This is a genomic window from Pseudomonas sp. UBA7500 (assembly GCF_002478435.1).
GTDB lineage: Bacteria > Pseudomonadota > Gammaproteobacteria > Pseudomonadales > Pseudomonadaceae > Aquipseudomonas > Aquipseudomonas palmensis.
In genome coordinates, this window is sequence record NZ_DLNW01000023.1 from 18,656 (window position 1) to 33,661 (window position 15,006).

A 15,006-nucleotide genomic window follows, 5' to 3' on the forward strand; every position below is an offset into this window, starting at 1 on the left:
TCATGTCCCTTGCCAGCGTTTTCAACATTGCCGGTAGCGGCATGAGCGCGCAGACCACGCGCCTGAACACCGTTGCCTCCAACATCGCCAACGCCGAGACCGTTTCCTCGAGCATCGACCAGACCTACCGTGCCCGCCACCCGGTGTTCGCCACCACGTTCCAGCAGGCCCAGAATGGCGTCAGCCAGTCGCTGTTCCAGGACCAGGGCGAAGCCGGGCAGGGCGTTCAGGTGCTGGGTGTGGTCGAAGACCAGAGCAACCTCGAGGCGCGCTATCAGCCCAACCATCCGGCGGCGAACAAGGACGGCTACGTCTACTACCCGAACGTCAACGTGGTCGAGGAAATGGCTGACATGATCTCCGCCAGCCGCTCGTTCCAGACCAACGCCGAACTGATGAACACGGCCAAAACCATGATGCAGAAGGTCCTGACCCTGGGTCAGTGATAAGGGGCGTTTTTTATGGCTGATGTAAACCTGAACGACGTCATTTCTAATTCCGGCGTCAAGAAGTCCAGCAATACGAACGCGGCAAGCGGCCTGGGCGGCAAGACCGCCAACGGCCAGACCCTGGGCAAGGACGCGTTCCTTCAGCTGCTGGTTACCCAGATGCAGCACCAGAACCCGCTCGACCCCCAGGACAACAGCGAGTTCGTGGCCCAGCTGGCGCAGTTCTCCAGCCTCGAAGGCATCACCTCGCTGAACGATTCGGTCAACGCCATCACGGGGGCCATGGGTTCCTCGCAGGCGCTGCAGGCCTCCGGGCTGGTCGGTCGCTCGGTGATCACCCAGGCCGACAAGGCCGTGGTCGACACCACCAAGAGCTTCACTGGCCAGGTGGTGGTCCCGCAGTCGATCACTTCGGGCACCGTCACTGTCACCGACAAGGATGGCAAGACCATCAAGACCATCGACCTGGGCGAGCAGAAGGCCGGCAATGCCGACTTCATCTGGGACGGTACCAACGAGAAGGGCGAAAAGGTCGACCCGGGTACCTACACCTTCACGGCCAAGACCACCGTCGATGGCAAGTCGGCCGAGATGTACACCCTGCTGCCGGCCACCGTCAGCAGCGTCACCATCAGTCAGACCGGCGGCGAGCTGATGCTCAACCTCGCTGGCCTGGGCAGCGTTGCGCTGTCCAAAGTCCAAACTATCGGTATATAGAGCCGGCTAACGCGGCACAAGGAGTGGAAAGATGTCTTTCAATATCGGCCTTAGCGGTCTCTATGCAGCCAACAAGCAACTGGCTGTCACCGGCAACAACATCGCCAACGTTTCGACCACCGGCTTCAAGGCCTCGCGCGCCGAGTTCGCCGATGTGTACTCGGCCAGCAAACTGGGCGTGGGCAGCAAGACCGTCGGCAACGGGGTGCGTCTGGCTGCAGTCTCCCAGCAGTTCGGTCAGGGTGACATCAACAACACCGGCAACGTACTGGACATGGGTATCCAGGGCCAGGGCTACTTCGTCCTGAGCGACAACGGCTCGCTGAGCTACACCCGTTCCGGTGCGTTCCAGACCAACAAGGACAACTACGTGGTGACCTCGGACGGTATCCGTCTGCAAGGTTACGCGGCCGACGTCAACGGCAAGATCATCAAGGGCGTGCTGACCGACCTGAAGATCGACACCTCCGCGCTGGCGCCAAAGACCACCACGCTGATCGATCAGGGCATCAACCTGAACTCCTCGGCGCCGTCGATCCCGCTGCAGGTACTGGATGACAGCACGCCGCCGGTGCTGGTGGACAACAAGACGTTCGACCCTTCGGACGAGAGCACCTACACCAAATCGTTCCCGACCAAGATCTACGACAGTCAGGGCAACGAGCACACGATGGAGCAGTTCTATCGCAAGACCGGCGACAACCAGTGGACCACCTACACGCTGGTCGATGGTCGCAACCCGTTCGACCCTGCCAGCACCAAGCCACTGTCCGGCACCATCAGCTTCAATCCTGATGGCAGTGTCAAGGCCATGACTGCCGACAATACCGGTCACCCGGCGGGCTCCGAATTCACCGTGGTCAACAACAACTTCACCATGAAAGGCTGGGTGCCGGCGTCCTACGACAAGGCCACCGACAAGTGGGCATCCAACGGTTCGGCCGGCAATGCCGACGGCATCCGTATGAACATGACCAGCACCACGTCGTACAACACCGACACTGCCCGCATGTCCCAGGCGCAGGACGGCTATGCCACCGGCATCCTGTCCAGCCTGAGCATCGACTCCACCGGTGTGATGTTCGCCAGCTTCAGCAACCAGCAGTCCCGCGCCATCGGCCAGGTCGCGATTGCCAGCTTCGCCAATGAGCAGGGTCTGGAGCAGCTGGGTGGTACCCGCTGGAAAGAGACCTACGCCTCGGGCATCCCGGGCATCGACACCCCGAAGACCGGTACCCTGGGTTCGATCGAGTCCAACGCACTGGAAGCGTCCAACGTCAACCTGACCATGGAGCTGGTCGAGCTGATCAAGGCGCAGAGCAACTTCCAGGCGAACTCCAAGACCATCTCTACCGAAAGCACCATCATGCAGACCATCATCCAGATGACCTGATGATCGCCTGATGGAATGAGCATGGACGAACCCCTTTCTCGGAAGGGGTTCTTTGTTTCGGAGGCAGTAGAAATGAAGTGCGCACTCGCAATCGTGGGCTTCGCCTTGCTGGTGGTGGCTGTGCAGGTCGGCGCCGACATGGCCGCCTGGTATCGCTGGGAAAGCCAGGCCGATGGCCGGCTCGTCTGTTCGCAGGTTTCGCCGGGCGAGGGCTGGCGTCGGTTTGCCGGGCCTTTCAACAATGGCGGTTGCCGTGACAACTGAGGTTTGCCGCTAGCGGCAAGCTGGCGCCGTATTTTCGACGGTGCATCGCACGCGCAGGCGCTGGCCTGTGCTCCAGCCCCCGCATTGACGGGGCTTTACCCCTGTTTTGCAGAGTTGGTTTGAAACTTGCTTGAGTGACCGGCAAAGCAGCGGTGAACGGCAAGTGTTCGCCAGCGCAGCGGAGGATGATCTGTGGACAAGATGCTTTACGTGGCCATGACCGGTGCCAGCCAGAACGCACTGGCGCAACGGGCGCATGCCAACAACCTGGCGAACATTTCCACCAGCGGCTTTCAGCGCGACCTGGAGCAGGCGCGCTCGATGCCGGTGTTTGGTGACAGCTTTCCGGCGCGTGCCTATGCCATGACCGAACGTCCTGCCACCGATTTCAGCCCCGGTGCCATGCAGGAGACCGGCCGCGACCTGGACATCGCCATTGGTGGCGACGGCTTCATCGCCGTGCAGGCCCCGGATGGCAGCGAAGCCTACGTGCGTACCGCCAGCCTCAACATCGATGCCCTGGGCGTGCTGCGCGCGGGCAACGGCATGCCGGTGATGGGCAATGGTGGCCCGATTGCCGTGCCGCCCGAGCAGAAGGTCGAGATCGGCCAGGACGGCACCATCAGCATTCGCGCCATGGGTGAAGGCCCGCGGGTGATGGCCGAGGTCGATCGCATCAAGCTGGTCAACCCCGACGTCAAGACCCTCAACAAGGGCCTGGACGGCATGATCCACACCAAGAGCGGCCAGCCTGCCGATGCCGATGCCAACGTGCAGGTGGTGTCCGGTTTCCTGGAAGCCAGCAACGTCAATGCCGTCGAGGAAATGACCTCGGTGCTGGCGCTGTCCCGTCAATTCGAACTGCACGTCAAGATGATGACCACGGCCAAGGAAGGCGACGAAGCCATGGCTCGGGTTTTGCAAATCGGCTAATTACACAGACGTAGCGCCGTAAAACAGGCGCACGAGGAGAACAGCATGCTTCCGGCTCTTTGGGTCAGTAAAACCGGTTTGTCCGCCCAGGACACCAACCTGACCACCATTTCCAACAACCTGGCCAACGTCTCGACCACCGGCTTCAAGCGTGATCGTGCCGAGTTCCAGGACCTGCTCTACCAGATCAAGCGCCAGCCAGGTGCACAGTCGACCCAGGACAGCGAGCTGCCATCGGGTCTGCAGGTGGGTACTGGTGTGCGCATCGTCGGCACCCAGAAAAACTTCAGCACCGGCAGCCTGCAAACCACCGAGAACCCGCTGGACATGGCCATCAACGGTCGCGGCTTCTTCCAGGTACTGCAGCCAGACGGCACCGTTTCGTACAGCCGTGACGGTACCTTCCACCTGAACTCCGATGGCCAGGTGGTCACCGCCAACGGTTTCGCCCTCGAGCCTGCCGTGGTCGTGCCGCCAGACGCGCAGACCTTCACCGTGGGCCAGGACGGCACCGTATCGATCACCACCGCCGGCAACCCGGCCGCGCAGATCATCGGCAACATCCAGACCGCCGACTTCATCAACCCGGCCGGCCTGCAGGCCATGGGCAACAACCTGTTCCTGGAAACCGCCGCCAGCGGTGCGCCGCAGATCGGCACGCCGGGCCTGAACGGCTTCGGTACCACCCTGCAGCAGACCCTGGAAAACTCCAACGTCAGCACCGTGGAAGAGCTGGTCAACATGATCACCACCCAACGTGCCTACGAGATGAACTCCAAGGTGATTTCCACCGCCGACCAGATGCTCTCGTTCGTTACCCAGAACCTGTAAGTGAAGCCCCAGGGGCGCTGATGCGGCGCCTGTTACACCGTGAGGTCAGAGTCATGAGCCGTTTGTTGTCCGTATTCGCCCTGGGTGGGGTGGTGTTGCTGGCCGGTTGCGTCGCGCCGACGCCAAAGCCCAACGACCCGTACTACGCGCCTGTGTTGCCGCGTACACCCCTGCCTGCAGCGGCCAACAACGGCTCCATCTACCAGGCCGGTTTCGAGCAGAACCTGTACAGCGACCGCAAGGCGTTCCGGGTGGGCGACATCATCACCATCACGCTCAACGAGCGTACCCAGGCGAGCAAGAACGCCAACTCGCAGATCGCCAAGAACAGCAAGGCCGAGCTTGGCCTGACCTCGCTGTTCGGTGCCGGGGTCAACACCAACAATCCGTTTGGCGACGGTGACCTGAGCCTCAGCGCCGGCTACAGCGGCGACCGCGCCACCAAGGGCGACAGCAAGGCGGCCCAGGGCAATACCCTGACCGGTTCGATCACCGTCACCGTGGCCGACGTGCTGCCCAACGGCATCATCGCGGTACGCGGCGAGAAGTGGATGACCCTCAACACCGGCGACGAGCTGGTGCGTATTGCCGGCATGGTACGCGCCGACGACATCGCCACCGACAACACCGTGCCGTCGACCCGGGTCGCCGATGCGCGCATCACCTATTCGGGCACCGGCTCGTTTGCCGATGCCAGCCAGCCCGGTTGGCTGGACCGCTTCTTCATCAGCCCGCTTTGGCCTTTCTAGGTTCGGATGATCATGTTCAACATCAAGCAGCTGATTGCCGCGACTGTCCTGTTGTCCACCGCGTTCGGCGTACATGCCGAGCGCCTCAAGGACATCGCCAGCATTTCCGGCGTGCGTACCAACCAGTTGATCGGCTACGGCCTGGTGGTGGGGCTCAACGGCACGGGTGACCAGACTACCCAGACCCCGTTCACCCTGCAGACCTTCAACAACATGCTCTCGCAGTTCGGTATCAAGGTGCCGCCGGGCTCGGGCAACGTGCAACTGAAAAACGTCGCGGCAGTGTCGGTGCACGCCGACCTGCCGGCGTTCGCCAAGCCGGGCCAGGTGGTGGACATCACGGTGTCGTCCATCGGCAACTCCAAGAGCCTGCGCGGCGGCAGCCTGCTGATGACCCCGCTCAAGGGTATCGACGGCAACGTCTACGCCATTGCCCAGGGCAACCTGGTGGTGGGCGGCTTTGATGCCGAGGGCCGTGATGGTTCCAAGATCACCGTCAACGTGCCATCGGCCGGGCGTATTCCGGGCGGTGCATCGGTAGAGCGCTCGGTGCCGAGCGGCTTCAACCAGGGCAACAGCCTGACCCTGAACCTCAATCGCCCCGACTTCACCACCGCCAAGCGTATCGTCGACAAGGTCAACGAACTGCTCGGCCCGGGTGTGGCCCAGGCGCTGGATGGTGGCTCGGTGCGCGTCACCGCACCCCTGGACCCGAGCCAGCGCGTCGACTACCTGTCGATCCTGGAGAATCTCGAGATCGACCCCGGCCAGGCAGTGGCCAAGGTCATCATCAACTCGCGTACCGGTACCATCGTGATCGGCCAGAACGTCAAGGTATCGCCAGCGGCGGTCACCCACGGCAGCCTGACCGTGACCATCACCGAAGACCCGATCGTCAGCCAGCCCGGCCCGTTCTCCAATGGCGAGACGGCAGTGGTGCCGCGCTCGCGGGTCAACGCCGAGCAGGAAGCCAAGCCGATGTTCAAGTTCGGGCCGGGCACCACGCTCGACGAGATCGTGCGTGCGGTCAACCAGGTGGGCGCGGCCCCCGGTGACCTGATGGCGATTCTCGAAGCCCTCAAACAGGCCGGCGCGCTGCAAGCCGACCTGATCGTGATCTGAGGGGCTGGTCATGGATATGCCTAAAAGCGGCATCAGTGCCGCCGACAGTGGTGCCTACACCGACCTCAACCGCCTCAACTCGCTCAAGGTGGGTGATCGCGACAGCGACGCCAACCTGCGCAAGGTCGCCCAGGAATTCGAGTCGCTGTTCCTCAACGAGATGCTCAAGTCGATGCGCTCGGCCAGCGATGTGCTGGCCAAGGACAACCCGCTCAATACCGAAACCACCAAGCAGTACCAGCAGATGTACGACCAGCAGCTGGCGGTGAGCATGTCCCGCGAGGGCGGCGGCATCGGCCTGCAGGATGTGCTGATGCGCCAGCTGTCCAAGCAGAAGGCCACCAACGCTGCAGCGGCGGCCAGCAGCCCGTTCCCGCGGGTCGACCTGCAGCAGCGCAGCCTGTGGGCGACCAAGGTGGCCGAGCCACTGCGTGATGCCGCCAGCACCAGCCACCGCAACGACATGGCGGCGCTCAATTCGCGGCGCCTGGCGTTGCCCGGCAAGCTCACCGATCGCCTGCTGGCCGGTATCGTGCCGTCGGCAGATGGCACGCCAGCCACCACCAATACCGCCGCGTTGCCGCAGCGCACCACGGCCATGACCGATGCGCTGGTCAAGGGCGACTGGGCCCCGGCCCAGACTTTTGCCGCGCCGGGCTCGATGCGTATCTACGGACGTGCCGTGGCGCAGCCGCCACTGGCCCCGGCCAAGCGCGCGTTCGATTCCAGCGACGAGTTCGTCACCACCATGCTGCCGATGGCCGAGCAGGCCGCCAAGCGTATCGGCATCGACCCGCGGTACCTGGTGGCACAGGCCGCCCTGGAAACCGGCTGGGGCAAATCGGTGATGCGCCAGGCCGATGGCAGCAGCAGCCACAACCTGTTCGGCATCAAGGCCACCGGCAACTGGAAAGGCGATCAGGCACGTGCGATCACCAGCGAGTTCCGTGACGGGCAGTTCGTCAAGGAAACCGCTGCGTTCCGTTCCTATGACTCCTACCAGGACAGCTTCCACGACCTGGTGAGCCTGTTGCAAAACAATGCTCGCTATAAAGATGCGGTAAATGCGGCCGATAAGCCTGAACAGTTTGTGCGAGAGCTGCAGAAGGCCGGGTATGCAACCGATCCGGACTACGCCAGCAAGATCTCGCAGATCGCAAAACAGATGAAGTCGTACGAGAGCTACGCAGCTGTCGCTACTACAACGAAACTATAAGGTTTGAATTATGGCGAGTTTGATCAATATCGGCTTATCCGGTGCCAGCGCTGCCCAATCGGGCATGCACACCACGGGTAACAACATCGCTAACGTCGATACCGCTGGTTACTCGCGCCAGCAGAACATTCAAAACTCCAAGAGTTCGATCCGCGAAGGCCAGGTGTTCATCGGCACCGGCACCACGCTGGCCGATGTGCGCCGCGTGTACAACAACTTCCTGGAAAACCAGCTGCGTACCACCAACTCGCTGAGCAGCGAGGCCAACGCCTTTCTCGATCAGGTCAGCCCCACCGACAAGCTGCTGTCGGACAAGGACACCGGTATCACTGGCGCCCTGCAGAGCTTCTTCACCGCCCTGCAGAGCGCTGGCGCCAAGCCGACCGAAGACGCCTCGCGCCAGTTGCTGCTGACCAGCGCCCAGGCACTGAGCAAGCGCTTCAACACCATCGCCGCGCAGCTCAACCAGCAGAACACCAACATCAACGGCAACCTGTCGTCGATGGCCACCCAGGTCAACAACCTGACGGCCACCATTGCCAACTACAACGACCAGATCTCCCGCGTGTCGTCATTGCAGGGCAGCCCCAACGACCTGCTCGACAAGCGCAACGAAGCGGTGCGCCAGCTCAGCAACCTGGTGGGCGTGGATGTGGTCGAGCGCGAGGGCAACCTCGACGTGTACCTCAAGAACGGCCAGTCGCTGGTGCTCGGCAAGACCACCAACACCCTCGAGACGGTGAACAGCCCGACCGACCCGACGCGTTCCAACCTGGTGCTCAACCGCGGCACCACCAAGATCGATATCACCAACAGCGTCAGCGGTGGCGAGATCGGCGGCCTGATCACCTACCGCAATGACGTGCTGGAACCGGCGCTCAACGAACTCGGCCGTGTGGCCCTGGTGGTGGCCGACCGGATCAACAGCCAGCTGGCGCAAGGTATCGACAAGAACGGTGACTTCGGCGCAACCCTGTTCAACGATATCAACAACGCCACCATGATGGCTCAGCGCAGCATCGCCAAGGCGGGCAACAACGCCGCCACCGGCAGCCTTAACGTCAACATCAAGGACACCGGCAAGCTGACCACCAGCGACTACCAGGTGACCTTTACCGACGACAACAACTACACCGTCACCCGGCTCCCGGGTGGCACTGCAGTGGGCTCCTACAAGCTGGACGAGACCCCACCGCCGGTGATCGACGGCTTCACCCTGGAAATGAACGGTGGCCTGCCCAGCAAGGGCGACTCGTTCAAGATCACCCCGACCCGCGGCGCCGCGGGCAGCCTCGACACCGTGCTCACCGACCCCAAGCGCATCGCGCTGGCGGCGCCGCTGACCGGCACCAGCGGTGCAGGCAACCAGGGTACCGGCATCATCGGTCAGCCCAACCTGACTTCGATGATCGACATCTACGACTCGGCCCAGCGCATCGAGCTGCAGAACGGCCTGAAGTACTCGACGCCGGTCAAGCTGGTGTTCGGTGATGAAAGCACCAACCCGCAGACCTACAAGATCCACAACGCCCAGGGCGATGAAATCGGCAGCGGTACTATCATTCCGGGCCAGGAAAACAAGCTGCAGATCAACGTGCCGATGGTCGATGCCAGCGGCAACCCGGTGGGTACGCCACAAAAGAACATCACCTTTGAAATGACCGTGGCCGGTTCGCCCAAGCAGGGCGACAACTACACGGTGGGCATGACCGGTGCCGGCTCGGCCGACAACCGCAACGGCCAGGCGGTGATCGATCTGCAGACCAAGGCCACCGTCGACGTCGGCCCCAACGGCAAGGGCATCAGCCTGACCGATGCCTACGGCAAGCTGGTGGAGAACGTCGGCGGCAAGGCGGCCCAGGCCAAGCTCGATACCGAGGCCACCGGAGCCCTGCAGAAGTCTGCGGTAGCCGCCAGCGCTTCGGTGTCCGGCGTCGACCTGGACGAAGAAACCGGCAACCTGATCAAGTTCCAGCAGTACTACACGGCCTCCTCGCAGATCATCAAGATCGCGCAGGAAATTTTCTCCACGCTGATCAACAGCCTTTAAGGAGTCGTAGATCGTGCGCATTTCCACCGCCCAGTTCTACCAGACCAGCACCTCCAACTATCAGGCTAACTTCGCCAAGGCCGTGGAGTCCCAGCAGCAGGCCAGTGACCAGTTGCGCGTACGTACCGCCGCGGACGACCCGGTCGGTGCCGCGCGCCTGCTGCAACTGGAACAGCAGAACAACCTGATCACCCAGTACAGTGGCAACATCTCCAGTGCACGCTCCAGCCTGGGCACCTCCGAGGCCACCCTCAACAGCATCACCAATGTGCTGTCGCGGGTGAAGGAGCTGGCGATCGGCGCCGGCAGCGGCAACATGACCGACAACGATCGCAAGGCCAACGAGCAGGAGTTGTCGCAGCTCGAAGAGCAACTGTTCAGTCTGATGAACAGCCGCGACGAGAACGGCAAGTACATCTTCTCGGGTTCGCGTGGTGACACCCAGCCGTTCGAACGCAATGCCGATGGCACCTACTCGTACAAGGGCGACCAGAGCACCACCAACCTGCAGGTCGGTGACATGCTCAGCGTGGCCACCAACGAGACCGGCTACGACGTGTTCCAGAAGGCGCTAAACACCAGCCGCAGCCAGACCACCATGACCGCGCCTGCCAACCCGGCCGACGTGCGTGTCAACCTGTCCAATGGCCAGGTCTCCGGCAGCTCGACCTACAACGACCTGTTCCGCAGCGGCGAGCCGTACAAGATCGAGTTCGTCAGCGCCACCGAATTCAAGATCACCGACGTCAACAACGTCGACCGTACCCTGGAAGCCACCAATGGCGGGGTCTTCAACCCGAAGGGCGGCAACACCACCATCAATTTCCGCGGCGTCGACATCCGCATGGAAGTCGGCCTGCAGGGCGACGAATTGACCGACCCCACCGCCGCTGACGACGCGGTGCGCGGGCACGAGTTCACCCTCGCTTCCAAGCCCGACGAAATCACCGGCACCCGCAGCCCCGGCAACGTGTCGCCCGACGGCCAGCTCAGCGGCCTGTCGATCGCGGACAAGGCAAAATACGACGCTGCGTTCCCCGGTGGCGGTGCGATCGTCAAGTTCACCAGCGACACCACGTTCGATGTCTATGCGCAGCCGATGACTGCCGACAGCCGTCCTGTGGGCAGCGGTGATACCACCGTCAGCCCGACCCGTGTGGCCGGCGTCGACTTCACCTTCACTGGTACTCCGAAAGATGGCGACCAGTACTCGGTGCAGGTCAACAACCACCAGAACCAGAACGTGCTCGACACCATCCATCAGTTGCGTACCGCGCTGCTGACACCTGTCGACAACGATCCGACAGCCCGCCGCAACTTCCTCGCGTCGATGGACTCGGCTATCTCCAACCTGGCCAGCGCAGCGGACAAGATCGCCGAATCCATCAGCTCCATCGGTGGACGCGGTGCGGCACTGGATGTGCAGGCAGAAACCAACGAAGCCTTGCAGTCGGCCAACACCATCACGCAGAACTCGATCCGCAACGCCGACCCTGCCGAGACGATGATCCGTCTCACGCTTCAGCAGAACATGCTGCAAGCCTCGCAACTGGCCTTCAGCAAGCTGGCCGCGCTCGGGCTGTTCAACCGGCTCTGATTGACCCTTTTCTGCAGTACCCACCCGGGGGCGCTCAGTCGCCCCCGGGGTTTTCTCCAGGTCTATCTCAATGAACGAACTGCCGCTCGTCAGCATCGCCATCCCCGCGTTCAACCCCGAATTTTTCAGCCGCGCCCTGCACAGTGCCATTACCCAGCGTTATGCCAATGTGGAAGTGGTCGTGTGCGACGACAGCCAGGGTGACGAGATCAAGGCGATTTTCGACCTGTGGGCAGGCCAGGCCACGTGCGCGCTGCGGTATGTGCGCAACCCGTCGACGCTGGGCTTTTCGCGCAATGTGCTGATGTGCCTGGAGCAGGCGCAGGGTGAATTCATCAAGTTTCTCTGCGATGACGACTGGCTGGTGAGTGACTGCATCGCTCAGTCGGTGCAGGTGATGCTCGACTGCCCGGATGTGAATGTGCTGGTTCACCATCGGCTGATCTGCGCGGCGGACGAAACGGTACTGCCCATGCGCCCGGCCAACTGCATGATTTCCCCCAGCAGTGCGGTGATCAACGGCGGCGATTTGCTGGAAGCGCTGGAGAGCAGCCTGCCGAACCTGTTCGGTGGCATCAGCCATGCCCTGGTGCGCCGCGCCCAGGTTCAGGCATTGCTGCCGCAACTGGTGCAGGACGGCGAGGGCTTTCGCGCGCGTCTGGTCGAGGCACTGTTCATCTGCCTGCTGCGCCGTGGCCACCTGGTCTACCTGAACACCATGCTCAGCCTGGAGCGCGTTCACCCTGGGCGCTTGAGCCATCACCCCAGCATGACCCTGGCTTTCGCTACCGAAAGCGAGTGGTTGCGCCAGATGCTCGCCTCGCGCACCAGTGAACCGGCGCCGGCCAGCGGTTGGGTGCGGCACATACCACTGGAGCTCTACACCGCCGGCGCAGACAAGGCCTGGGAAGAGTTCGAGCTGACGCGCCTGTATGCGCGCCAGGTCGCCAGTTTTCAGCAACAGGTCGGCACCAGCAGCCTGAGCTTCACCGAGCTGTACGGCGAGTGGCTGGGGTGTCGGGTATTGTCGGCGGCGCAGCTTGACCTGCTGCCCAAGCGCATTGCGCAATGGCCGCGTCGCCCACGCATCGACGTGCTGGTGCTCGCTGCCCAAGACGATGGCGTGGCACTCAAGGCCACGCTGGACAGCCTCGAGCAACAGTCCTATGCCGCTGCGGCCATTTGCGTGCTGGGCCCGGCAGCGCTGCAACCGTTGAACCCCAAGTTCGTGCAGGTGCACGCCCAGGGCCATGCCATCGAGCAGCTCAATGACTGCGTGACCCGCGATGGGGCGGGTGACTGGGTATTCCTGCTGCGTGCAGGCGACTGCCTGCACCCGCATGCGTTGGTCATCATGGCCGAGCGCATGGCACTGCAACCCGACTGCGCGTGCCTGTACACCGATGAAGGCACCCACGACAACCTGCAGCCCAGCCAGCCGATCTTCAAGCCGGACTTCAACCTGGACCTGATGCGCAGTGTTCCCTACGTAGGCAGGCTGCTGGCCTTCGATACCGCCCGGGTGCGTGAGCAGGGCGGTTTCGACCCGCAGTTCGAGTCGCTGGCACCCCACGACATGCTCTGGAAACTGGTCGAGAGTCAGGGGCTGGGCGCGGTGGGGCATGTCGCCGAGCTGCTGGTGCAATGTCGCTACGGCTATGAGGCCTGGCAGCGGGAAGCGGCCTGTGCCGCACAGGCACCCAGGGTGCTGCGTGCGCATCTGGCACGCCTGGGCGTCGAGGCCGAGGTGGTCAGCGCCGAAGGCTCGATGTTTGCCCATGTGCAGTATCGACATGCCGATACGCCGGCGGTGTCGATCATCGTTGCCGCAGGCGATGACGTAAAGGCACTGACGCGCTGCGTCGAATCGATTTTCGAGCACACCGCCTACCGCAACTACGAGATCCTGATTGCTGTCAGTGGTCGTGAGTCGATGCCGGTACAAGGCTGGCTGGCTGCAATGCAGGGGCTTGGCAGCGAGCAGTTGCGCATTGTGCCGGTAGCCTCGGCGAATGGCCCGGCGCTTTACAACCAGGCCAGCCTGCAGGCACGTGGCAGCTACCTGCTGTTGCTCGATTCGGACTGCGTGTTTTTCGACGCGCAATGGCTTGATGAACTGGTAGGTCAGGCCCAGCGTCCAGAGGTCGGCATCGTCGGGCCAAAATTGTGCAACCAGACTGGCAACGTGACCGGAGCAGGCCTGGTGCTGGGGCTGCACGGCCTTGCCAGCAGTCCGTTTTTCGGCCAGCCCGCAGACGCCAATGGCTACATGAATCGGTTGGCCTGCGTGCAGAACTACAGCGCCGTGAGTGGCGTCTGCCTGATGGTACGTCGCGAGCTGTTCGACCAGCTTGGCGGTCTGGACGGCGAAACCTTCTCGACCGGCTTGAGTGATGCCGACCTTTGCCTGCGTATGCGCGACCATGGCTATCTGATCGTCTGGACTCCCTTTGCGGTGGTTGCCAAGGCCACCTCGCAGACGGTGGCCCTGGACGAGCAGCACAAGGACAGCTTCTACGAGCGCTGGCTGCCGCGCGTGGCCAATGACCCGGCGTACAACCACAACCTCAGCTTGCGCATGGCCAGTTTCAACCTGGAGCCGGGCCTGCGCGAGGGATGGGTGCCGTTCATCCAGCCGGTGCTGCCTTTTGTCATGGCTTTGCCAATCAACACCACTGCGGTCGGACACTATCGCGTCAGCCAGCCGTTCAAGGAGCTGGAACGGGCCGGCTGGATACAGGGACAGTTGAACTATGTGCTGCCGAGCATGGTGGAGCTTGAGCGTTGCAAGCCGGATGTGATCATCCTGCAGTGCCGCTATACCACCGGCTCGCTTGAGGAGATGGCGCGCATCCAGCGACTTTCTTCGGCTCGGCGCATCTACGAGATCGATGACTACATCATCGATGTGCCCGAGAAGAATGAACACCGGCGCAACATGCCCGGCAACATGCGCGAAATGGTCAGCCGCGGTATCGCCCTGTGTGATCGGGTGGTGGTCTCCACCGAGCCACTGGCCGACGCGCTGTCGAGCATGCACCGGGATATTCGCGTGGTCCCCAACATGCTCTCGCGCTCGTTGTGGGGCGGCCTGAAGGGGCGCCGCCAGACGTCGGCGCGTCCGCGTGTCGGCTGGGCGGGCGGCACCAGCCACCGCGGCGACCTCGAACTGCTGGCCGAGGTGGTCAAGACCTTGGCCAATGAGGTCGACTGGGTGTTCTTCGGCATGTGCCCGCAGCTGCTGCGTCCCTACATCAAGGAGTTTCATGCCGGCGTGCCGCTGCACCTGTACCCGCAGAAGCTGGCGGGCCTGAACCTCGATCTGGCGCTGGCGCCGCTCGAGCAGAACCTGTTCAACGACTGCAAGAGCAACCTGCGCCTGCTGGAATACGGTGCTTGCGGTTTCCCGGTGATCTGCACCGAGACCAAGGCCTACGGTGGTTACCTGCCCTGTACGCGGGTCGCCAGTAACACCACCGAGCAGTGGCTGGACGCGATCCGCATGCACCTGGCAGATCCGCAGGCCAGTTATCGCCAGGGCGATGCGCTACGCGAAGCGGTACTGCGTGACTACGTACTCAATACACACAATCTGCAGCAATGGGCCAACGGCTGGTTGGCCGATTGACCTCCACCGGCCGGCAAGTCGCCTGGCCGGGCATCCAACAACAGAGGTAGGTGCTTT

At 62.7% G+C, this 15,006-nt stretch carries 12 protein-coding genes; all 12 read left to right on the forward strand.

Translation table 11 applies throughout. The annotated features are described in order from the left end of the window. The first annotated feature begins 2 nt into the window (after nt 1-2). The 12 genes from flgC (at nt 3) to B4I46_RS10755 (ending at nt 14,949) form a co-directional block, all read left to right on the forward strand. Nucleotides 3-446 carry a flagellar basal body rod protein FlgC gene (gene flgC, locus B4I46_RS10700; protein WP_043861782.1) on the forward strand — a complete coding sequence of 148 codons (444 nt, stop codon included), beginning with the start codon at nt 3-5 and terminating at the stop codon, nt 444-446. 15 nt (nt 447-461) lie between these two features. Next, complete coding sequence (gene flgD / locus B4I46_RS10705; protein ID WP_043861783.1) at nt 462-1,166, forward strand: flagellar hook assembly protein FlgD; 705 nt, start codon at nt 462-464, stop codon at nt 1,164-1,166. A 31-nt stretch (nt 1,167-1,197) separates the two neighbouring features. Next, nucleotides 1,198-2,559, forward strand: coding sequence for a flagellar hook protein FlgE (gene flgE / locus B4I46_RS10710; RefSeq protein WP_043861784.1), 1,362 nt, complete (start codon nt 1,198-1,200; stop codon nt 2,557-2,559). 72 nt (nt 2,560-2,631) lie between these two features. Next, a complete protein-coding gene (locus tag B4I46_RS10715; protein WP_376787206.1) occupies nt 2,632-2,823 on the forward strand; it encodes a hypothetical protein in 192 nt (63 codons plus the stop codon). Between the two features lie 192 nt (nt 2,824-3,015). Next, on the forward strand, nt 3,016-3,756 hold the full coding sequence (locus B4I46_RS10720; protein ID WP_043861786.1) for a flagellar basal body rod protein FlgF: 741 nt from the start codon (nt 3,016-3,018) through the stop codon (nt 3,754-3,756). Nucleotides 3,757-3,801: 45 nt separating this feature from the next. Beyond that, nucleotides 3,802-4,587 carry a flagellar basal-body rod protein FlgG gene (gene flgG, locus B4I46_RS10725; protein WP_043861787.1) on the forward strand — a complete coding sequence of 262 codons (786 nt, stop codon included), beginning with the start codon at nt 3,802-3,804 and terminating at the stop codon, nt 4,585-4,587. Between the two features lie 53 nt (nt 4,588-4,640). Then, complete coding sequence (gene flgH / locus B4I46_RS10730; protein ID WP_043861788.1) at nt 4,641-5,336, forward strand: flagellar basal body L-ring protein FlgH; 696 nt, start codon at nt 4,641-4,643, stop codon at nt 5,334-5,336. A 12-nt stretch (nt 5,337-5,348) separates the two neighbouring features. Then, the gene (locus tag B4I46_RS10735) at nt 5,349-6,458 is read left to right on the forward strand and encodes a flagellar basal body P-ring protein FlgI (protein ID WP_054915656.1); all 1,110 of its coding nucleotides are present in this window, start codon (nt 5,349-5,351) and stop codon (nt 6,456-6,458) included. A 10-nt stretch (nt 6,459-6,468) separates the two neighbouring features. Continuing rightward, nucleotides 6,469-7,674, forward strand: coding sequence for a flagellar assembly peptidoglycan hydrolase FlgJ (flgJ, locus tag B4I46_RS10740; protein WP_043861789.1), 1,206 nt, complete (start codon nt 6,469-6,471; stop codon nt 7,672-7,674). A 10-nt stretch (nt 7,675-7,684) separates the two neighbouring features. After that, a complete protein-coding gene (flgK, locus tag B4I46_RS10745) occupies nt 7,685-9,724 on the forward strand; it encodes a flagellar hook-associated protein FlgK (protein WP_054915644.1) in 2,040 nt (679 codons plus the stop codon). Between the two features lie 13 nt (nt 9,725-9,737). After that, entirely contained in the window at nt 9,738-11,321 is a 1,584-nt protein-coding gene (locus B4I46_RS10750) for a flagellar hook-associated protein 3 (RefSeq protein ID WP_043861791.1), read from the forward strand. 70 nt (nt 11,322-11,391) lie between these two features. Continuing rightward, the gene (locus B4I46_RS10755; protein ID WP_286900104.1) at nt 11,392-14,949 is read left to right on the forward strand and encodes a glycosyltransferase; all 3,558 of its coding nucleotides are present in this window, start codon (nt 11,392-11,394) and stop codon (nt 14,947-14,949) included. Nucleotides 14,950-15,006 lie beyond the last annotated feature (57 nt).